20 protein-coding genes are annotated in these 20,833 nt (G+C 71.9%); 14 read left to right on the top strand and 6 right to left on the bottom strand.

The features are described from left to right. Nucleotides 1–16: 16 nt before the first annotated feature. Complete coding sequence (locus ACZ4XX_RS13190) at nt 17–223, bottom strand: DUF397 domain-containing protein (RefSeq protein WP_468508022.1); 207 nt, start codon at nt 221–223, stop codon at nt 17–19. Continuing rightward, nucleotides 220–1,059, bottom strand: coding sequence for a helix-turn-helix domain-containing protein (locus ACZ4XX_RS13185; protein WP_468508021.1), 840 nt, complete (start codon nt 1,057–1,059; stop codon nt 220–222). The genes ACZ4XX_RS13190 and ACZ4XX_RS13185 overlap by 4 nt, the downstream gene beginning before the upstream one ends. Nucleotides 1,060–1,153: 94 nt before the next feature. On the opposite strand from ACZ4XX_RS13185, the gene ACZ4XX_RS13180 reads away from it, so the two are divergent. After that, nucleotides 1,154–1,612, top strand: coding sequence for a hypothetical protein (locus tag ACZ4XX_RS13180; protein WP_468508020.1), 459 nt, complete (start codon nt 1,154–1,156; stop codon nt 1,610–1,612). Beyond that, a complete protein-coding gene (locus tag ACZ4XX_RS13175) occupies nt 1,609–1,866 on the top strand; it encodes a hypothetical protein (protein WP_468508019.1) in 258 nt (85 codons plus the stop codon). Before ACZ4XX_RS13180 ends, ACZ4XX_RS13175 begins: the two co-directional genes overlap by 4 nt. A gap of 87 nt (nt 1,867–1,953) precedes the next feature. On the opposite strand, the gene ACZ4XX_RS13170 is transcribed toward ACZ4XX_RS13175, so the two are convergent. Next, on the bottom strand, nt 1,954–2,412 hold the full coding sequence (locus ACZ4XX_RS13170) for a pyridoxamine 5'-phosphate oxidase family protein (protein ID WP_468508018.1): 459 nt from the start codon (nt 2,410–2,412) through the stop codon (nt 1,954–1,956). A 56-nt stretch (nt 2,413–2,468) separates the two neighbouring features. Continuing rightward, nucleotides 2,469–4,724 (bottom strand): alpha-xylosidase, encoded by a 2,256-nt coding sequence (yicI, locus tag ACZ4XX_RS13165; protein WP_468508017.1) that lies wholly within the window; start codon nt 4,722–4,724, stop codon nt 2,469–2,471. Between the two features lie 250 nt (nt 4,725–4,974). Between yicI and ACZ4XX_RS13160 the strand changes: the two genes are divergently transcribed. From ACZ4XX_RS13160 to ACZ4XX_RS13105, 12 genes are all read left to right on the top strand, one after another. Beyond that, complete coding sequence (locus ACZ4XX_RS13160; protein WP_468508016.1) at nt 4,975–5,625, top strand: GntR family transcriptional regulator; 651 nt, start codon at nt 4,975–4,977, stop codon at nt 5,623–5,625. After that, nucleotides 5,622–6,530, top strand: coding sequence for a dihydrodipicolinate synthase family protein (locus tag ACZ4XX_RS13155; RefSeq protein ID WP_468508015.1), 909 nt, complete (start codon nt 5,622–5,624; stop codon nt 6,528–6,530). Before ACZ4XX_RS13160 ends, ACZ4XX_RS13155 begins: the two co-directional genes overlap by 4 nt. Beyond that, complete coding sequence (gene araD / locus ACZ4XX_RS13150) at nt 6,527–8,332, top strand: L-arabinonate dehydratase (RefSeq protein ID WP_468508112.1); 1,806 nt, start codon at nt 6,527–6,529, stop codon at nt 8,330–8,332. Before ACZ4XX_RS13155 ends, araD begins: the two co-directional genes overlap by 4 nt. A 147-nt stretch (nt 8,333–8,479) precedes the next feature. Beyond that, nucleotides 8,480–9,418, top strand: a complete 939-nt coding sequence (locus ACZ4XX_RS13145) for a carbohydrate ABC transporter permease (RefSeq protein WP_468508014.1) — start codon at nt 8,480–8,482, stop codon at nt 9,416–9,418. Beyond that, nucleotides 9,415–10,350, top strand: coding sequence for a carbohydrate ABC transporter permease (locus ACZ4XX_RS13140; RefSeq protein WP_468508013.1), 936 nt, complete (start codon nt 9,415–9,417; stop codon nt 10,348–10,350). The genes ACZ4XX_RS13145 and ACZ4XX_RS13140 overlap by 4 nt, the downstream gene beginning before the upstream one ends. A 38-nt stretch (nt 10,351–10,388) precedes the next feature. Then, nucleotides 10,389–11,552, top strand: a complete 1,164-nt coding sequence (locus ACZ4XX_RS13135; RefSeq protein ID WP_468508012.1) for a Gfo/Idh/MocA family protein — start codon at nt 10,389–10,391, stop codon at nt 11,550–11,552. Continuing rightward, on the top strand, nt 11,549–12,415 hold the full coding sequence (locus tag ACZ4XX_RS13130; protein ID WP_468508011.1) for a DUF6807 domain-containing protein: 867 nt from the start codon (nt 11,549–11,551) through the stop codon (nt 12,413–12,415). The genes ACZ4XX_RS13135 and ACZ4XX_RS13130 overlap by 4 nt, the downstream gene beginning before the upstream one ends. After that, a complete protein-coding gene (locus ACZ4XX_RS13125) occupies nt 12,412–14,055 on the top strand; it encodes a glycoside hydrolase family 43 protein (RefSeq protein WP_468508010.1) in 1,644 nt (547 codons plus the stop codon). Before ACZ4XX_RS13130 ends, ACZ4XX_RS13125 begins: the two co-directional genes overlap by 4 nt. Before the next feature lie 98 nt (nt 14,056–14,153). Beyond that, nucleotides 14,154–15,494: an ABC transporter substrate-binding protein gene (locus ACZ4XX_RS13120; protein WP_468508009.1), complete on the top strand. Its 1,341-nt coding sequence runs from the start codon at nt 14,154–14,156 to the stop codon at nt 15,492–15,494. After that, nucleotides 15,491–16,318, top strand: coding sequence for a rhamnogalacturonan acetylesterase (locus ACZ4XX_RS13115; protein ID WP_468508008.1), 828 nt, complete (start codon nt 15,491–15,493; stop codon nt 16,316–16,318). Before ACZ4XX_RS13120 ends, ACZ4XX_RS13115 begins: the two co-directional genes overlap by 4 nt. Nucleotides 16,319–16,338: 20 nt before the next feature. Then, on the top strand, nt 16,339–17,610 hold the full coding sequence (locus ACZ4XX_RS13110; RefSeq protein WP_468508111.1) for a pectate lyase family protein: 1,272 nt from the start codon (nt 16,339–16,341) through the stop codon (nt 17,608–17,610). 29 nt (nt 17,611–17,639) lie between these two features. Then, nucleotides 17,640–18,773: a pectinesterase family protein gene (locus tag ACZ4XX_RS13105; RefSeq protein ID WP_468508007.1), complete on the top strand. Its 1,134-nt coding sequence runs from the start codon at nt 17,640–17,642 to the stop codon at nt 18,771–18,773. A gap of 86 nt (nt 18,774–18,859) precedes the next feature. On the opposite strand, the gene ACZ4XX_RS13100 is transcribed toward ACZ4XX_RS13105, so the two are convergent. Together ACZ4XX_RS13100 and ACZ4XX_RS13095 are read right to left on the bottom strand one after the other, a co-directional pair. Beyond that, nucleotides 18,860–20,170 carry a hypothetical protein gene (locus ACZ4XX_RS13100; RefSeq protein WP_468508006.1) on the bottom strand — a complete coding sequence of 437 codons (1,311 nt, stop codon included), beginning with the start codon at nt 20,168–20,170 and terminating at the stop codon, nt 18,860–18,862. A gap of 154 nt (nt 20,171–20,324) precedes the next feature. Next, entirely contained in the window at nt 20,325–20,747 is a 423-nt protein-coding gene (locus ACZ4XX_RS13095) for a YjbQ family protein (protein ID WP_468508005.1), read from the bottom strand. Between the last annotated feature and the right edge of the window lie 86 nt (nt 20,748–20,833).

The raw sequence follows: 20,833 nt of genomic DNA, 5'->3' as shown, positions 1-20,833 counted from the left end.
CCCCGGCGAGCCACCCTCAGACTCCGGACCGCCGCCCCTTGACCGCGTCGACGAAGGCGGTGAAGGCGTCGGCGGAGACGGCGAGGGCCGGACCGGCGGGAACCTTCGAGTCACGGACGGGGACGACTCCGAGGGCGGGCACGAGGTTGTGGGCGACCTCCACGCAGTCACCACCGTTGCTGCTGTAGGAGGACTTGAACCAGCGGGGGGACTCGTTCGTCACAAGATGCCCTTTCGCACGTCTTCGATCACGGCCACGGTGTCCGCTTGAGAGAGCGATTCCGCTGCCAGTTGATGGTAGAGCCTGAGCATGGACGACACCGCTTCACGCTCCCGCTCCAGGTGGCCCCGCGCCTGCGATTCGGCATAGAAGAGTACGGATCGGTCAGCCAGGCTCACGAGGTTCACGGGCAGGTCGAACGGGCGCCTTTCGCCTATGTCGTACGGTGCCACCTGAAGGACCGTGTACGGGCGTGCCGCGAACTCCACGAGCCGGTCGAGCTGCTCGGCCATGACCTCCGGCCCCCCGACGGGACGGCGGATACAGCTCTCGTCCATCACGACGAAGAGCATCGGCGGTTGCTCCTGCTCCAGAATCCGTTGGCGCTCGGCCAGGAACGCCACCCGCTCCGCAGCCTGGTCCGCCGTGATGGTTCCGCGTGCTGCGGAGCCGCTCGCCACAGCCTTCGCGTATCCGGGCGTCTGAAGAAGGCCCGGGATGATCCCGATCGTGAAGAGGCGGATCTCGACGGCTCGCCGCTCCTGATGCACGTACTCCGGGAAGCCTTCCAGAAGCACACCGTGCCGCAGCTTCTGCCACTCACGCTCGCACGACTGATCGGATTCCGACAGGCCGAACGCCTCGTCAAGAGCTCTTGAAAAGCCGAGAGTTGAAGATCTGCGCCCAGTCTCGACGGCTGAAACGTGCTTGCTGGAGTATCCCGTCCGCTCGGCCAGCTCCTCCTGCGTCCAGCCCCGCCCCTCCCGCAGCCTGCGCAATCGCGCCCCATACGCAGCCTCCGGCCCGCTGTCCGGGTCCAGCACCTTACGGTTGGCCACGACTCTCCCTCCATAACTCGTACGTTGAAGGTATGTCGACAGTAGGTCACCCTGATGCCTCCTGGTAGTGGATTCGCTACAGAGAGGAACACCCGTGCCCGCAAGCGACTGCCCAGGCCCGGTCCCCGGCCTCGGGGCGTTCATGGCGGCAGACACACCCGAGGGGAAGCTCCGCCTCGGGAAGGTGACCGCCTGGGACGGCGAGGTCGTCCATCTGCAACGGCCCGGCGGGGGGACCGCGTGGACGGCGGCGCCGTCCGAGCTGCGCCGGCCGACCGAGGACGAACGCGCGCTGATCCGCGTGCTCACCACCCCGGTCACGGCGGGGCCCCGCGTGCGGCAGACCTTTCCGGAGCCTCCGGTGGTCCTCTCGGTGGATCCCGTGCCGCCCGCCGTGCCCGTTCCGGGCTGCGCGACGTGCGCGCTCGCGGCCGAGCGGGAGCGGTACTGCCGCCGGACGCAGGACCATTCGGCGGCGGCGGACTTCCGGGTCGAGATCCGCAGCCACCCGCACGACGAACCGTCGGCGACGCTCCCCCGGGAGCGGCCGTGACCTGGGCGGCGGTGTCCGTCGCGACGGCCTACCGGATGGGCAGGCACCCGGGACCGGAGTCCGAGGTCACGATGACCGCGCGCTGCATGGACGGTGGATGCGCGTGGGAGTCGGAGCCGACACCGCGGCCCTGGAGCGGCGCGGCCGGTTGCGCGTCGCACACCGCGACCACGGGGCACACCACGTTCGCCGTCCGCCTGGAGTACATCGCGCTGGTGACCACCGGTGCGGCGAGCGAGGAGGACGGTGGCTGACCCGGCCGCCGACACCTCCTCGCCGATGCGGCGTGCAGCCGTCGACGGCATCCGCCGGGCCGGGGCCGATTCCGCCGGCGGGCGGGATCAGACCGTCCAGACGCCGTCCCGCATCAGGTGGCGCCCGGCCAGTTCGGGTTCCTCCAGCCAGGCCTCCACGGCGGTGGGGCGGACCCGGAACCAGCCGTACGCGGGGCCCGAGTTCCGGGGGTCCCAGCCGCACTTCGCGGCGAAGCCCTCGATCGCCTCCGTCGGGACGTCGTCCACGGCGAGGGTCGTCACGTCGCCGTCGATCAGGACGACGTCCCGGGTGTGCCCGAGCGCCAGCCGGGTCCGCCCGCCGGCGGCGAGGTTGCGGCCGGTGGGGTTGGTCAGCCGGGTGCAGAGCCAGATGTCCGTGCCGTCCCAGTGGAAGGCCAGAGGGACGAGGTACGGCCGGGCGTCGGCGCTCGCCGAGGCCACCCAGATGTCCACCTCCTCCGTCAGGCGGGCGAGGACGTCCTTCTTGCGCTGCTCGGGCTCTCGTACCGTGTGATGCGTCGTCATGGCCCCGACCCTACGCCGTGACGATCATCCTCCCCCCGCCCCGGTGTCCGGCCGGATCACCATGCGTCCGTCCCCAGGACCCGGACCGTGTACGGGAGTTCCGTGCCGGTCACGGTCGCCCGCGGGCCCTCCGGCGTGCGGGCCACCTCGTACGCCGCGGCCGTCGCGCCCGTGTGGTCCGGGACCGCGACCCTCACCGTGCCCGCCTCGCCTCCCGGGGCCACCAGCAGCGTCAGGCCGTCCAGCCAGTCGCCGTCCGGGCGGGAGTCGTCGGCGCCGAGGGGCAGGACCGCGCCGGGGCGCACGTACAGCGGGAGGCTGTCCAGGTCATGGGTCTCGCGGCGCCAGCACGGGCCGGAGGCGGTCTCGCCCGTCAGGAGGTGGGTCCAGTCGCCCGCCGGGAGGTAGACCTCGACCTCGCCCCCGGGGGTCAGGACCGGCGCGACCAGGAGGTCGGGGCCGAGCATGTACTGCCGGTCGAGGGTCCGGCAGGCCGGGTCCTCGGGGAACTCCAGGAGCATCGGCCGCATCACCGGTACGCCGGTCGCGCGGGCCTCGGCGGCGGCCCCGTACAGGTACGGCATCAGCCGGTGCTTGAGCCGGGTGAAGCGCCGGGCGACCTCCACCGCCTGTTCGCCGAACTCCCACGGCACCCGGTACGAGTCGCTGCCGTGCAGTCTGCTGTGCGAGGAGAGCAGGCCGAAGGCGAGCCAGCGGGTGAAGACCTCCGGTTCGGGCGTGCCCTCGAAGCCGCCGATGTCGTGGCTCCAGAAGCCGAATCCGCTCAGGGAGAGCGAGAGGCCGCCGCGCAGGGACTCGGCCATGGCCTCGAAGGAGGCCCAGCAGTCGCCACCCCAGTGGACGGGGAACTGCTGGCCGCCGGCGGTCGCCGAGCGGGCGAAGAGGACGGCCTCGCCGGTGCCGCGTTCCTTCTCCAGGAGCTCGAAGACGGTCCGGTTGTACAGCTGGGCGTAGTAGTTGTGCATGCGCTCGGGGTCCGAGCCGTCGTGCCAGACGACGTCCGTGGGGACGCGCTCGCCGAAGTCGGTCTTGAATGCGTCGACGCCCTGCGCGAGCAGGGGCCGCAGCTTGTCCTGGAACCAGGTCCTGGCCTCGGGGTTCGTGAAGTCGACGAGGGCCATGCCGGGCTGCCACAGGTCCCACTGCCAGACGTCGCCGTTCGCCCGCCGGAGGAGGTGTCCGCGCTCCCTGCCCTCCTCGAAGAGGGGGGACTTCTGGGCGATGTACGGGTTGATCCACATCCCGACGCGCAGCCCCCGGGCCTTGAGCCGGGCGAGCATCCCCTCGGGGTCGGGGAAGGTCTCGGGGTCCCAGCGGAAGTCGGACCACTGGTACTCGCGCATCCAGAAGCAGTCGAAGTGGAAGACGGAGAGCGGGATGTCGCGGGCGGCCATGCCGTCGACGAAGGAGGTGACGGTGGCCTCGTCGTAGCGGGTGGTGAAGGAGGTGGTCAGCCAGAGGCCGAAGGACCAGGGCGGGGGCAGGGCGGGGCGTCCGGTGAGCGCCGTGTAGCGGGCCAGGACGTCCTTGGGGGTGGGGCCCGCGACGACGAGGTACTCGAGGGTCTGGTCCTCGACGCTGAACTGGACCTGACCGACGGCCTCGGAGCCGACCTCGAAGGAGACGTGTCCGGGGTGGTTGACGAAGACGCCGTAGCCGCGCGAGGAGAGGTAGAACGGGATGTTCTTGTAGGCCTGTTCGCTGCTGGTGCCGCCGTCGGCCTGCCAGATGTCGACGCTCTGGCCGTTCTTCACGAAGGGGGTGAAGCGCTCGCCGAGGCCGTAGATCTGCTCGCCGACGCCGAGCGCGAGCTGGACGGCCATGTGGTGGGCGCCGTCGGGGGTGGTGACGAACGCGGTGCCCTTGCGCCCGGACCCCGTGAGCGTACGGCCGTCGGCGTCGAGGAACTCCAGGGCCCAGGGGGCCGATCGGTCCAGGCGCAGCCGGAGGGGGCCCGAGGCCAGCTCGACGAGGGGGCCGTCGAGGCGGACCGCGCCCGGCCCCGGGCGATCCGCGTCCGCGTCCGCGCCGGAGCCCGCGAGCTCGAAGTCCGGTCCGCGGCGGGTCTTTCCGGCGTGGTGGGTGACGCGTACGCCGATCACGCCCTCGGCGGGGGCGTGGCACTCCACGGTCAGGAGGGCCGAGTTCAGGGTGTCGCCGCGGGTCTCGACCCGCTTGACGGAGGCGTGGGCCGTGAAGCGGTCCGCTTCCGGGCGCAGATCGCGGACTTCGGTGGCGTACGAGGCGTGGACGCCCTCGCGCATCAGCCAGAAGCCGTCGGTGAACTTCATGCTGGTCCTTGGGGGTGGGGTGGGTCGGGCGGGCGACTCGGCCCGGTGGGGCCGGCACGGTGCCCTCAATAGTTATCCCAGAAAACAAAACACCGAACCAGCCCCGCGGCCGAGCGACCCGGATCGGGACCGCACCGTAGAAAGCGTTTGCGCGAAGCATTGACGAAACACGAACGCCCCCTTAGCTTCATGCCCGTTGCACTTCGTACGTCATATATGAGACGCGATACATGAGATCTGAGAGTGCTCCATGGCCTTCGCCCCCAGCCCCATCCCCTCCCGCACCCAGTACGTGCTCGAAGCGATCAAGCACGACATCCTCACCGGAGGACTCAGACCCGGCCAGGCACTTGTCGAGGCCGAACTCGCCGCACGTTTCGGGGTGTCGAAGACCCCGGTCCGTGAGGCGCTCAAGACCCTCGCGGGCAGCGGGCTCGTGGTGATGAACCAGTACAAGGGCGTCACGGTCCGGATGGTCGACGCCGACATGGCCCGCGCCGTCTACGACGTACGCCTCCTCCTGGAACCCGAGGCGGTCCGCCGCGCCGTGGCCTCCGGCGCTCCGCTCGACGAGGCACGGGAAGCCCTGCGGCGGGCGGCCGGGGCCGAGGACCCGGCCGAACGGTCCCTGGCCAACCGGGCGTTCCACCGGGCGCTCTACCTGCCCTGCGGCAACCCGCTGCTCGGCCGGATGCTCGACGAGGTCCGCGACCAGGCCGCCCTGGTCTCCACCGTCGCCTGGGCGGCCGTCCCCTCCTGGGAGCGGGAGGCCGCCGAGCACGAGGAGATCCTGCGGCTCGCGGCCGCCGGCGACGTCGGCGGAGTGGGCCGAGCGGTCCACGACCACATCGCGTCCTTCGTCGAGCGCGCCTTCCCCCAGTCCCCCCTGAACAGCGAGTGAGCATGGAATTCGAGACGATGAGGGCCGCCCTCGCCGACGTCGTGGCCATCCCGGTCACCCCGTTCGCCGAGGACGGCTCCGTGGACACCGTCACCCACCGCGCGCTGCTCCGCCGGCTCCTCGACGGCGGGGTCCGCACCCTCACCCCCAACGGCAACACCGGCGAGTTCTACGCCCTCACGCCCGACGAGCGCCGCTCCGTCACCGAGATCACCGTCGACGAGGCCGGCGACCGTGCCGCGATCCTCGTCGGCGTCGGCCACGACGTGCCGACGGCGGTCGAGGCCGCCCGGCACGCCCGGGCCACGGGCGCCCACATGGTGATGGTCCACCAGCCGGTCCACCCGTACGTCTCCGAGAGCGGCTGGGTCGACTACCACCGGGCCATCGCCGAGGCCGTCCCCGAGCTCGGCGTCGTCCCCTACATCCGCAACCCGCTGATCGGCGGGGCCCGGCTCGCGGAGCTCGGCGCCGCCTGCCCCAATGTCGTGGGGGTGAAGTACGCGGTCCCCGACGCGGCCCGGTTCGCCGGGTTCGCCCGGGACGCGGGCCTCGACCGCTTCGTCTGGGTGGCGGGCCTGGCCGAGCCGTACGCCCCCGCCTACTTCGCGAGCGGCGCCACCGGATTCACCTCCGGCCTGGTCAACGTCTCCCCCGCGCTCTCCCTGGAGATGCTGGAGGCGCTGCGGTCCGGCGACTACCCGACCGCGATGAAGGTCTGGGAGCGGATCCGCCGCTTCGAGGAACTGCGCGCGGCCAACGGCAGCGCCGACAACGTGACGGTGGTCAAGGAGGCCCTCGCCTCCCTCGGCCTCTGCCGCCGCGCGGTCCGCCCGCCGAGCCGTGAACTCCCCGGGAGCGAGCGGGCCGAGGTCGCCACGATCGTCGCCGGGTGGCCGATATGAGCGGCGAGGGGAACGCCGGCACGGGCCGGATCTCCGGGGACGAGAGCCGCCCCGGCGACGAGGGACGGCGCCCCGGCGAAGGCGGCCGGCGCCCCGAGGACCTGCGCAGTCACCAGTGGTACGGCACCGACGGCCTCCGCTCCTTCAGCCACCGGGCGCGAACCCGGCAGCTCGGCTACCTTCCCGAGGAGCACCTCGGGAAGCCGGTGATCGCGATCCTCAACACCTGGTCCGACATCAACCCCTGCCACGTCCACCTCCGCGACCGCGCGCAGGCCGTGAAGCGCGGGGTGTGGCAGGCCGGCGGCTTCCCGCTGGAGTTCCCGGTCTCCACCCTCTCGGAGACGTTCCAGAAGCCGACCCCGATGCTCTACCGCAATCTCCTCGCGCTGGAGACGGAGGAGCTGCTGCGTTCGTACCCGGTGGACGGGGCGGTGCTGATGGGCGGTTGCGACAAGACCACCCCGGCGCTCCTCATGGGTGCGGCCTCGGTCGACCTGCCGACGGTGTTCGTTCCGGCGGGGCCGATGCTGCCGGGACACTGGCGGGGCGAGACGCTCGGCTCCGGTACGGACATGTGGAAGTACTGGGACGAGAAGCGGGCCGGACGGATCGGCGACTGCGAGATGGCGGAGCTGGAGAGCGGTCTCGCCCGCTCCCCCGGGCACTGCATGACGATGGGGACGGCGTCCACCCTGACCGCCGCGGCGGAGACCCTCGGCGTGACCGTGCCGGGCGCCTCCTCGGTGCCGGCGGTCGACTCGGGTCACGACCGGATGGCGGCGGCCTCGGGGCTGCGGATCGTGGAACTCGTCCGGCAGGACCTGCGGCTGTCGCGGATCCTGACGCGGGAGGCGTACGAGGACGCGGTCGCCGCCGTCCTGGCGCTCGGCGGCTCGACCAACGCGGTGATCCATCTGATCGCGATGGCGGGGCGCTCGGGTGTCGAGCTGACGCTCGACGACTTCGACCGGATCGCGCGGACGGTGCCGGTGCTCGCGAACCTGCGGCCGGGCGGTCGGTTCCTGATGGAGGACTTCCACTTCGCGGGCGGGATGCCGGGCTTCCTCTCCCGGCTCACCGATGTCCTGCACCTGGATCGTCCGACGGTCTCGCACGCCACGCTGCGGGAGCAGCTCGACGGCGCGCTCGTCCACGACGAGGAGGTGATCCGGGACCGTTCGCGGCCGCTGGCGGCCGAGGGCGGGGTCGCGGTGCTCCGGGGCAACCTCTGTCCCGACGGCGCCGTCATCAAGCACATCGCGGCCGAGCCGCAGTTGCTCAAGCACACCGGTCCCGCGGTCGTCTTCGACGACTACCGGACGATGCAGCGGACCATCGACGATCCGGCGCTGGGCATCACGCCCGAGCATGTGCTGGTGCTGCGGGGCGCGGGTCCGAAGGGCGGTCCGGGGATGCCGGAGTACGGCATGCTGCCCATCCCCCGGTACCTGCTCGAACAGGGCGTGCGGGACATGGTGCGGATCTCCGACGCCCGGATGAGCGGGACGAGTTACGGGGCGTGTGTGCTGCACGTGGCACCCGAGTCCCATGTCGGCGGCCCCCTTGCCCTCGTCCGTACGGGCGATACGATCACTCTCGACGTCGCCGCACGCTCCCTCCACCTGCACGTCACGGACGAGGAGCTGGACGTCCGCCGGGCCGCCTGGACACCGCCGCCGGACCGGTACGAGCGCGGCTACGGCGCGCTCTACATGGAGCAGATCTCCCAGGCCGACACCGGCTGCGACTTCGCGTTCCTGGCGCGTCCGGGCACCACACCCGATCCGTACGCGGGTTGAGAACCCGCCGCACAGCATCGCCGGCCCGCCGGCCGGTCGCTCAGGCCCCTGCCCGCCCCATCAGCGCCATCAGCTCCACCCGCCCCACTCTGTCCGAAATCTCGAACGTCGTTCGCGAAGCGCTTCACCGAGAACGGAGCCGCCGTCATGGCCTCAGCTGTGACCCCACCGCCCCAAGCCGTCACGGCACGGCGCCGCCGCCGCACGGGAGCGACCCCCCGCCGACTGCCGTACCTGCTGATCGCCCCCGCCGGCCTGCTGATGCTGGGCTTCATCGCCTACCCGGTGATCAGCGTCTTCTACTACAGCCTCCAGCACTACAACCCCACGAAGCCCTGGCGGAACGGCTTCGCGGGTCTCGACAACTTCACCCGGATCTTCACGGACGACCCGCGGTTCTGGGGGACGCTGACCTTCAGCCTCAAGTGGGTCGTCGTCGAGGTGACCCTCCAGCTCCTCTTCGGTCTCGCGCTCGCGCTCATCGTGAACCAGACCTTCGTGGGCCGCGCCCTGGGCCGGGCCCTGGTCTTCTCCCCGTGGGCCGTCTCGGGCGTGCTCACCTCCGCGATCTGGGTGCTGCTCTACAACTCCCAGACCGGAATCAGCCGTTACCTCGCGGACATGGGTCTCGGCACGTACGGCACGTCCTGGCTCTCCGACACCTCGACCGTGTTCCCGGCGGCGATCGTCGCCGATCTCTGGCGCGGCGTGCCCTTCTTCGCCATCCTCATCCTCGCCGACCTGCAGTCCGTCCCGAAGGACCTGTACGAGGCGGCCGAGGTCGACGGAGCCGGCCGGGTCCGGCAGTTCCTCCACATCACCCTGCCGCACATCCGGGACGCGATCGTCCTCTCCACACTGCTGCGCGCGGTCTGGGAGTTCAACAACGTCGACCTGCTGTACACGCTGACCGGCGGCGGTCCCGCGGGCGAGACGACCACGCTGCCGCTGTACATCGCCCACACCAGCGTCGACGCCCACAACTTCGGATACGCCTCCGCCCTCACCACGGTGGCGTTCGTGATCCTTCTCTTCTGCTCGATGGTCTATCTGCGCCTGAGCAAGTTCGGAGGCGACGGCAAATGACAGCCGAGTCCACCCTGAGCGGGTCCACCACGACGAAGGCGCCGGCCGACGTGCCGCCGCCGCGGGCCGCGCAGCCGCCCGACCGGACGCCGCCCGCGCCCGCCCGCGCCAAGCACCGGGCGTGGGACGAGGTGCCCCGCTGGCAGATCTATCTGCCCCTCGGGATCTACCTCCTCTTCACCCTCGTCCCCTTCTACTGGATCCTGCTCTTCGCCGTACGCCCGGCCGGCTCCACCTCGCTGCTGCCCTGGCCGATGACGACCGCGCACTTCGAGAAGGTCTGGAACGAGCGGAGCTTCGGCGTCTTCTTCCAGAACAGCCTGCTCATCGGTGTCGCGGTGCTCATCAGCACCACGGTCGTGGCCCTGGCCGGCGGATACGCGCTGGCCCGCTTCGACTTCAAGGTGAAGAAGGGCTTCATGCTGGCCCTGCTCTGCTCGCAGTTCGTGCCGGGCGCCCTGCTCCTCGTCCCGCTGTTCCAGATCTTCGCCGAGCTGAAGATGATCAACTCCCTGGGCAGTGTGATCATCGCCGAGACCGTGTTCCAGCTCCCGCTGTCGATGATCCTCATCAGCGGCTTCATCAGGAACGTGCCGTACTCCCTGGAGGAGGCCGCCTGGGTGGACGGCTGCAACCGCTTCTCCGCCTTCCGGATCGTCGTCCTCCCGCTGCTCAGGCCCGGCCTGGTCGCCGTCGGCTCCTTCGCCTTCGTCCACGCCTGGAACCACTTCCTCTTCGCCCTGATGTTCCTCAGCAGCCAGGACAAGCAGACGATCCCGGTCGGCCTCAACACCCTCATGGGCGCCGACAGCGTCGACCTCGGGGCGCTCGCCGCGGGCGGCGTCATCGCCGCCGTGCCCGTCGTCATCGTCTTCGGCTTCATCCAGAAGTGGCTGGTCACCGGATTCAGCGCCGGGGCGGTGAAGGGATGAGCCCCGCCGTGAGCACCGCACGCACGAACAGGGAAGACATGAACACCGCACCCTCCCCCCTGCCGGTCGTCCTGGCCGGTGCCCGCGGCCACGGCCGCAGCCACCTCCTCAACATCCGCCGGCTCGAGGAGCGCGGACTCGTCCGCCTCGCCGGGGTCTGCGAGCTGCGACCGCTCGACGCCGCCGAGCTCGACGGCATCGGCGACCCGGAGCAGTCCGCCGACTTCGCGGCGCTCCTCGCCTCCACCGGCGCCCGGATCGCCGTCCTCAGCACCCCCATCCAGACCCACACCGACATGACGCTCGCCGCGGCCCGGCACGGGGCGCACATCCTCCTGGAGAAGCCGCCGGCCCCCTCGTACGCCGAGTTCCGCCGGATGGCCGACGGCGTCGAGGCGGCCGGGGTGGCCTGCCAGATCGGGTTCCAGTCGCTGGGGTCCCACGCGGTGCCCGCCATCCGCCGGATGGTCACGGAGGGCGCGATCGGCGAACTCCTCGGCGTCGGCGCCGCCGGGGCCTGGGTCCGCGACGAGGCCTACTTCCGGCGCGCCCCCTGGGCGGGCCACCGCCGGCTCGGCGGGGCCGACGTCGTCGACGGGGCGCTCACCAACCCCCTCGCGCACGCGGTGGCCACGGCACTCGCACTGTCCGGCTCCACCCGCGCCGAGGACGTCGAGCACATCGAGACCGAGCTGCTGCACGCCCACGCCATCGAGTCCGACGACACCGCGGCGGTACGGGTCGTCACCTCGTCCGGCACCCAGGTCACCGTCGCCGCGACCCTCTGCGCCGAACGGTCGTCGGAGCCGTACGTCATCGTCCACGGCACCCAGGGCCGGATCACCTTCTGGTACCGGCAGGACCGGGTGCTCGTACAGCGGGCCGGACACGGGCCGGTGGAGACCGAGTACGCCCGCACCGACCTCCTGGAGAACCTCGTCGCGCACGTCACCGACGGCGAGCCCCTGTGGGTGCCGCCGGTGGAGACCGGCGCGTTCATGCGGGTCGTCGAGGCGGTACGGACGGCCCCCGACCCCCTGGCGATACCCGCCGCGCACTGGCACACCGAGCCCGGCGAGAGCGCGCCGCGCCGGGTCGTCGACGGCGTCGACGCCCTGGTGGACGCCAGCGCCGACGGACTCAGGCTGTTCTCCGAACTCGGCGCCTCCTGGGCCCCGTCGACCCGGGCGGAGGTCCGATGAACCCCGAGCCGCCGACGGTCCTGCGCTGCGGGGGCCGCACCGTCGCCCACTGCACGACCCGGCCCGAACTGGCCCCCGACTACTCCCCCCGGCCGTACCTCCACCCGGTCACCACCCTCGCCGGCCGCGCCGTGACCGAGACGGTGCCCGAGGACCATCCGCACCACCTCGGCGTCGGCGTCGCCGTACCCGACGTCGCCGGCCACAACTTCTGGGGCGGCCGCACCTTCGTCCGCGACCGCGGGTCGGTCGAGCTCGACAACCACGGCGTGCAGCGGCACGACGGGTTCAAGCTGTGCGACCCGGACGGCTTCGTGGAGGAGCTCACCTGGACGGCCGGGGGCGAACGGCTGCTCCGCGAGCACCGGACGGTGGCGGCCACCGCGCTCACCGGGACGGCCTGGGCGCTCGACCTCACCTTCTCCCTCACCAACGTGTCCGGGCGGGACCTGTCGATCGGCAGCCCCGCGACGAACGGCCGGCCGGGCGCCGCGTACGGCGGCTTCTTCTGGCGGGCGCCGAAGGAGGCCACGGCTCCGGTGGTGTTCGGCGCCGGAGCGGGAGGCGACGGTGCGGGCACGGACGGCGAGCACGCGGTGCACGGGGCCCGCGCGGACTGGGTGGCGCTCGCGGGCGAGGGCTGGACCCTGGTGTTCGCCGGGGCGACGGCCCGCACCCGTGAGGACCCGTGGTTCGTCCGCGCGGCCGAGTACCCGGGCGTCGGCTCCTCGCTCGCCCACGACGAGCGACTCCCGGTGGCGGCCGGAGAGACCTTCGTACGGCGGGTGGTGACCGTCGTCGCCGACGGACGCCTCGACCGGGACGGGGCCTCCGCCCTGGTACGCAAGGCGGTGACGTCGTGACGGGGACCACCGCCGCCCTTCCGACGGGGGACCTCGGCGACGGTACGTACCGCAATCCCGTGCTCGCCGCCGACTGGTCCGACCCCGACGTGGTCCGGGTCGGCGACGACTACCACCTGACGGCCTCCAGCTTCGGCCGCGCCCCCGGGCTGCCGCTCCTGCACTCCCGGGACCTGGTCAACTGGACGCTCGTCGGACACGCCCTGGAGCGGCTCGAACCGGCCGCCGCGTTCACCGCGCCCCGGCACGACCGCGGCGTCTGGGCGCCCTCGTTCCGGCACCACGACGGCCGGTTCTGGATCTTCTGGGGCGATCCCGACCACGGGATCTTCCAGGTCAACTCCCCTTCCGTACGCGGTCCGTGGACGGCACCGCATCTGGTGAAGGCGGGCCGTGGTCTGATCGACGCCTGCCCCCTGTGGGACGAGGAGTCCGGCGAGGCGTACCTCGTGCACGCCTGGGCCAAGTCCCGCGCCGGCTTCAACAACCGGCTCACCGGGCACCGGATGAGCCCCGACGGCACGAAGGTCCTCGACGAGGGCCGGGTCCTCGTGGACGCCGACCGGCTCCCCGGCTGGTTCACCCTGGAGGGCCCCAAGCTGTACCGGCACGACGGCTGGTTCTGGATCTTCGCCCCGGCCGGGGGCGTGGCCACCGGCTGGCAGGGCGCGTTCCGGTCGCGGTCGTTCCTCGGCCCGTACGAGGAACGGATCGTCCTGGCCCAGGGCGACACCGACGTCAACGGCCCGCACCAGGGCGGCTGGGTGCGCACCGGGCCGGGCGAGGACTGGTTCCTGCACTTCCAGCAGTCGGGCGCGCACGGCCGGCTCGTCCATCTCCAGCCGATGCGCTGGGACGCGGACGGCTGGCCCGTGCTCGGCGACGAGGGCGCCCCCGTCCGGGTGCACCGCAAGCCGGACCTGCCGGAGCAGCCGCCCGCGCGGCCCGCCGTGGACGACACTTTTCCCGGCGGCCGGTTCGGCCGGCAGTGGCAGTGGACCGCCAACCCGGGCGAGGGCTGGGCCAGTCAGCACACGGGCGACGGGCTGCGGCTCGACTGTGCGCGGTCGGACCGGCTCGACGATCTCCGCGGCGTGCCGCACGTCCTCACCCAGCGGCTGCCCGCCGGGGACGTGGTCGTCGAGGTCGGGCTGCGGCTCGACTCGACGGCACCCGGGGCCCGCGCGGGGCTCGTCGTCCTGGGGGACGCGTACGCGTGGATCGGTCTGGAGCGGGCGCCGGACGGCACGGTCCGGCTCGTCCACCGTTTCGCTCCGGCGAACGCGGACCGCGAGCGCGACGCGGCCCGCTCAAGGCCGCCGGCCGGGGACCGCGTCCTGCTCCGCATCGAGGTGAGGGCGGACGCGCGCTGCCGCTTCTCGTACGCCAGCGACATCGACACCGACACCGACAAGGGCCCTGGCACCGATACCGACGCCGCCTGCGCGTCCCCTTCCGGGTCCGGTGCCGGCTCGGACGGCAGGCCGGTCCAGCACGGGCCGGTCCGGCTCGGGCCGGAGTTCGCCGCCACGCCCTGGCAATGGGTCGGCGCGCTGCTCGGCCTGTTCGCCGGGGCGCCGGAAGGCACGGGACACGCCGGGACGGCCGTGTTCTCCGACTTCCGCGTCACCGCCGCCTGAACGGCATCACCCGGGGCGCCCCGACGGCGTCCCGCCCCGAACTCCCCCACACCCCATCCCCGTAGTCCCCGCAACACCCCGAGAGAAGAGAGCCGACGATGACCATCTTCCCCGGCGGACGGCGCAGAGCCGCCCTCGCCCTCGCCCTGTCCGGTGTCCTCGCCCTGACCGCCACCGCCTGCGGTGACGACGGCAGCGGCGGTGGCGGCGACAAGGGCACCGAGGGATCGGGCAAGGGAAAGATCACCTTCTGGGACAACAACGGCGGTGTCCGCACCGACGTCTGGAAGGAGATCATCGCGGACTTCGAGAAGGCGAACCCCGACATCGACGTCGAGTACGTCGGGATCGCCTCCAAGGAGGTCCAGTCGAAGTACGACACCGCGATCCAGGGCGACGGCCTGCCGGACGTCGGCGGCGTCGGCGCGGCGATGCTCGCCGGGATCGCCGCGCAGAAGGCGCTGGAGCCGCTCGACGCCCGCGTCGAGGGCAGCTCCCTCAAGGGCAAGCTGAACAACGCCATGATCAGGAGCGTCACCGCGGCGGGCGGCCAGGACAAGCTGTTCACCGTCCCCACCTCCGCCAGCAACGGTGTGCTGTACTACCGCACCGATCTGTTCAAGGCGGCGGGGCTGCAGGAACCCACCACCTGGTCGAAGTTCTACGCGGCGGCGGAGAAGCTCACCGCCACCGACAAGAACCGGTTCGGCTACACGATCCGCGGCGGCGCCGGCTCCATCGCGCAGGCCCTGGACGCCATGTACGGCCAGAGCGGCATCACCAGCTTCTGGGACGGCGAGAAGACCACCGTCAACGACCCGAAGAACGTGGCGGCCCTGGAGAAGTACGCCGGCCTGTTCAAGAGGACCACTCCGGCCGCCGACGTCAACAACGACTTCACCAAGATGGTCGCCCAGTGGGACAGCGGCGAGATCGGCATGCTGAACCACAACCTGGGCTCCTACCAGGACCACGTGAAGGCGCTCGGCACGGAGAAGTTCCGGGGCATCCCCAACCCGACCCTCGAGGACGGCACCCGGGTGCAGGTCTCCAACCCCGTCGACGGTCTCGGCCTCTTCTCCTCCAGCAAGAACAAGGCCGCCGCCTGGAAGTTCATCGAGTTCGCGGCCTCGCACGCCTCCAACAGCAAGTGGAACGAGTCGGCCGGTGCCATCCCCGCCAACACGGAGGCCGCCAAGGACCCGTGGCTCCAGGAGGCCGAGCCGACCAAGCTGGGCGCCGACGTCCTGTTCAGCGGCGAGGCCACCATCGTCGAGCTGCCGTACTACCTGCCGGACTGGAACACGATCTCCAAGGCCGAGAACGAGTCGGGCTTCCAGAAGGTCCTGCTCGGCACGTCCACGGCCAAGGCGTTCCTCGACCACCTGGCCGAGCAGCTGAACGCGGCGCAGGCCGAGTGGCTGCAGCAGAAGCAGTGAGCGTAGGCCGCCGCGCGGTGGTCACGGCCGGGGCGGGCCTCGCGCTCGCCCTGGCCGGGGCTCCCCCGGCCCGTTCCCAAGGACACCCCCGTATGCGCACCCTCTTCATCGCCGGCGACTCCACCGCCGCCCAGAAGTACGCCGACGCCGCGCCCGAGACGGGCTGGGGCATGGCCCTCCCCTTCTTCCTGCACCGGGGCGTGCGGGTCGCCAACCACGCGGTCAACGGACGCAGCACCAAGAGCTTCCTCGACGAGGGACGGCTCGAAACGATCCTGGCCGCGCTGTGCCCCGGAGATCTGCTCCTGATCCAGTTCGGCCACAACGACCAGAAGGTCGCCGACCCCATCCGCTACACCGAGCCGTGGACGACCTACCAGGACAATCTGCGGGTCTTCGTCGAGGGCGCGCGGTCCCGGGGCGCCCTCCCGGTGTTCGCGACCTCCGTCGAGCGGCGGAGGTTCGACGTCGACGGCACCGCGCTGCGGACGCTCGGCGCGTACCCGGCGGCGATGCGGGAGACCGCCCGCGAGTCGGACGTCCCCCTCCTCGACGTCGAGGCGCTGTCGCTGGCCCTGTGGCAGCGGCTCGGCCCCGAGGCCACCAAGACGTACTTCAACTGGACCGCGACCGAGCAGGACAACACCCACTTCAACCCGCCGGGGGCGATCGAGGTGGCCCGGCTGGTCACCGCCGAACTGCTCCGCACCCATGTCCTCGCCCCGCGCGAGACGCGCCGCGTGGACGACGACATCCCCGCAGGGCTGATCACCTGGCCCGAACCCGTCCCTACCGCTTCCGAGTTCGAGGAGAGCCGATCGTGAACCGACGCACGCGACTGGGAATGGTGGCCGCGACCGCCCTCACCCTGACGGTGACCGCCCCCGCGGCCGGTGCCCACGCCGCCCCGCGCCCCGGCACCGACCCCGCCCGCGCCACCCTGCCGGCCGGTGACGGCTGGGCGTCCGAGGGGACCGGCACCACCGGCGGGGCGGCCGCCACCGCCTCCCGGGTCTTCACCGTCACCACCTGGGAGGAGTTCCGGGACGCGCTGGCCGTGCCCGGTACCGAGCCCCGGATCGTCAAGGTCGTGGGCACGCTGAACGCCACCGCCGCCGGCTGCGCCGCCTTCGAGGCCCCCGGCTACGACCTCGACCGCTACCTCGCCGACTACGACCCCGCCGTCTGGGGGTACGAGAACGTGGTCAGCGGCCCCCAGGAGGACCTCCGCGCGGCGTCCGCGACCGCCCAGGGCGAGGCCATCAAGGTCAAGGTGCCCGCGAACACCACGATCGTCGGTGTCGGCAGGCACGCCGGGATCACCGGCGGCAGCCTCCAGGTGCAGGGCGTCGACAACGTCGTGGTCCGCAACCTGACGATGGAGAGCCCGCTCGACTGCTTCCCCCAGTGGGACCCGACGGACGGCGCGACCGGGGCGTGGAACTCCGAGTACGACAGCCTCGTCGTGTACGGCTCCACCCATGTCTGGATCGACCACAACACCTTCACCGACGGTGCCCACCCGGACAGTTCGCTGCCCTCGTACTACGGCGAGGTCTACCAGCAGCACGACGGCGAACTGGACGTCGTGCGGGGCGCGGACCTCGTCACGGTCTCGTGGAACGTCTTCACCGACCACGACAAGACCCTGATGATCGGCAACAGCGACAGCGCGGGCGCCACCGACCGCGGCAAGCTGCGCGTCACCCTCCACCACAACCTCTTCGAGAACGTGATCGAGCGGGCGCCGCGGGTCCGCTTCGGACAGGTCGACGCCTACAACAACCACTTCGTCGTGCCGAGTTCGACGTACGCGTACAGCCTCGGCATCGGGCAGGAGTCCCAGCTCTACGCCGAGAAGAACGCGTTCACGCTCGCCGGGGACGTACCGGCGGGCAAGATCCTCAAGAAGTGGAAGGACGCGCCCGTCACCACCGTGGGCAACTACGTGAACGGCAGGCCGGTCGACCTCCTCGCCGTCCACAACACCCAGTTCCCCGAGGAGCTGTTGCGGGCCGACGCGGGCTGGACCCCGGTCCTGCGCACCCGGGTCGACCACCCGCGGGCCGTGCCCGCCCTCGTCGACCACCACGCGGGCGCCGGCCGCTCCTGCTGAGCACCCATCCGCTTCCAGGAGGAGCCCGCATGCCCTCGCACGTCACCGGAGCCGTCCCAGGACGCCGCTCCCTGCTCCTGGGCGCCGCCGGAACGGCACTCGCCCTCGCGCTGCCCTCGGCCACCGCCTCGGCCGCCCCGTCCTCGCCCGCCCGGCCCTTCGGCCGGTTCGGTTCGCCCGCCCGCCGGCTCGGCGTGCGGACGCTGTACGTCCACCCGGGCGGCCTCGGCGACCACACCACCGTCCAGGCGGCGGTCACCGCCGCGAGCGGCACCGGCTGGACCCTGGTGCTCGCCCCCGGGACGTACCGGGAGACGGTCGCCGTGAGCTCCGCCCGTACGGACATGACCTGGATCGGCGCGAGCGGTGACCCCCGGGACGTCGTCGTCGTGTACGCCAACGCCGCCGGGACGCCGCGCCCCGAGGGCGGCACCCACGGCACCACCGGGTCGGCGACCACCACCGTCCAGGCGGCCGGTTTCACCGCGCACGGCGTCACCTTCGCCAACGACTTCCTCCGCACCGACCTGCCGGGGAACCCCGGCACGCAGGCCGTCGCCCTCAAGGTGCAGGGCGACCGGTCGTCCTTCCTCCACTGCCGCTTCCTCGGCCACCAGGACACCCTGTACGCCGACTCCACGGCCCTGACGGCCTTCGCACGCCAGTACTTCGCGCACTGCTACGTGGAGGGCGACGTCGACTTCGTCTTCGGCCGGGCCACCGCCGTGTTCGAGCACTGCCACTTCCGTACGCTGAACCGCCCCGACCTCGCGGCGGCCCCGCACGGATTCGTCTTCGCCCCGTCCACCGCCCGGGAGAACCCGCACGGGTTCCTCGCCACCCGCTGCCGGGTCACCGGCGACGCCCCGGACGGCTTCTACAAGCTGGCCCGGCCCTGGGTGCCCGGCTCGGACCCCACCGCCTGGCCGTCGCTCGTGGTCCGGGAGAGCGTGCTCGGCCCGGGGATCGACGCGGTCGCCCCGTACGCGAACATGCGGGACGCCCACCCGTGGCAGGAGCAGCGGTTCGCCGAGTACCGCAACTCCGGGCCGGGCGCCCGAGTCCCGTCCCCGGAGAACCGCCCCCGCCTCACGCCCGCCGAAGCCGGGTCGGCGACCCGGGCCGCCTATCTGGGCGACTGGCACCCGTGCCCGCCCCTGTGACGCCGAACCCGAGGAAAGGGGGAACAGCCCCCTGAGCGCGGAGGCGCCGGCCGAGAGGCCCGACGCCTCCGCGCCCACGCCTGCGCCTACGCGTGCAGCGCGGGGAACACGACCACCGAGCCGTCCTTGTCGCGGGCGATCTCGATCGCCACGTCGGGCGTGCGGCCGTTCACCGCGACTCCGTCGCCCAGCCTGCGGATGCGGTGTGCCGCGCTCATCAGGCGATCGACCTCACCGGTCGTGAAGACGGGCCGCAGACCGTTCGGGCGTGCCAGCTCCAGTGCCGACAGGCGTACCAGGACGTCGGCGATGCCCGACTGCAGCTCGTCGAGACGCTGCTGGTCGCGCCGGAGAGCACGGGTGAAGTGCTCGAACGGGTTGCCGGGCTCGCTCTGGGCATGCTCGACCGCCTGGAGGACGACGACCCGCCTCATCAGCGCGATGGCCAGGGAGGCGAGTTCGAGGTGCGTGCGGAACGTACCGCCCTGGTCGTCGACGCCGGGGAACGCCTTGGTCAGCGTGCCGAGTTCGACGGCCTGCCCCTCGGGCAGTCCGTCGAGCACACTCCGCCAGCGAGCAAGGCGGCGCTCAGCCTTGCTCAGTGACGTGCCGATGGCGTGCACCGCCGAGTCGAGTCCCAGCGAGACGCCGAGCCTGCCCTGGTCGAGCAGAATGGCGGTGGCCTTGTCGATGGTGCTCCGGCAGGCGTCGAGTTCGCTGAGCTCGTCGTCGAGCTTGTCCTCCTGCAGTTGCTCCAGCAGCTCCGTGATGTGTTCGATGGCCTGCTGGCGCTTGTGGTCGGCGTGCGCGCTGACCCCCACCGCCACGGCCATGAGCACGAGCGGGGCTGCCACGGTGAGTGCGGTGCCGCCGGCAACCGCGACACCGGCGGTCGCACCGGCCCCGCCGACCGTGCCCGCTGCCGCCGCTCCTCCGACCGGCACGAACGTCGCCTGGCCGGCGATCTTGCCCTTGGAGTCCACGAGCGCACTGAAGATGCGGCCGGTGCCCCCCTTGGGCGCCATCGGGCGAACGAGTCCCTGCCCGAACTGAGCGGCGACCTTCGCCGGGATCACCATGCGATACAGGCCCTCGCCGGAAGCGGTCGCCCTGGCCACCGTGAGGGAACTCCGCGCCGATTGCGTCACGAACTGTGACAGGTGCTGCGCCAGGGGACTCACCGCGTCGAGCGGGATGCCATGGCCGCGGTCGCTCCTGTCGGGCATCGGATGTGCCTCGAGTGTGACGATCGGCTCCTCGGCCAGGACTGCCAGCACCCCGCGCAGTTCGGCCAGCCGCTCGGCCGTCATCGACTCGCCCGCGGTCAACCCCGACACGCGGACGTCACCGGTCGCCAGCGTCCACACGGGCACGGTCGCCTTGCGGTCGTCAGTCATCGATCCCCCCTCGTTCTCCGGCAGGAGCCTACGCCTGATGTCACACCCGAACGGCGCAAAATCGCCATCCGTGGATCACAGCGCACTGGCACCGCCCGCCGCACACCGGACCGAGGGACCGCCCAACCGAGGGACCGACTAACCGAGGGACCGACTAACCGAGGAAGCTCAACCGCACCTGGCGGTCGGGGTTGTCCTTGTTCGTGTCCACGAGGCACACCGACTGCCAGGTGCCGAGCGCCAGTTCGCCGTCGATCACGGGGAGCGTCGCGTGCGGGGCGACGATGGCCGGCAGGACGTGGTCGCGGCCGTGGCCCCGGCTTCCGTGGCGGTGCTGCCAGCGTTCGTCGGCGGGGAGCAGGTGGTGCAGGGCCGTCAGCAGGTCGTGGTCGCTGCCCGCGCCCGTCTCGATCAGCGCCACGCCCGTCGTCGCGTGGGGCGTGAAGACGTTGAGGAGGCCTCCTCGCCCCTCTGCCACCTCGGCCAGGAAGGCGACGCACTCCCCGGTCAGGTCGTACACCCTCTCCGATCCTCCGGTGGTGACGTCCAGGACGCGTGTGGTGAATCCATGGCTCATCCCCTCATCGTGACGGAACGGACGGCCTTCGCGAACACCCCACGCAGACGACCTGGGGAGGTACCCCCGGGCGCCCTCGCCCGTCG

The sequence above is a fragment of the Streptomyces sp. NPDC029956 genome (assembly GCF_055574655.1).
Note: the sequence above shows the minus strand (reverse complement) of the source record. Positions and strands in the feature narration are given on the sequence as shown.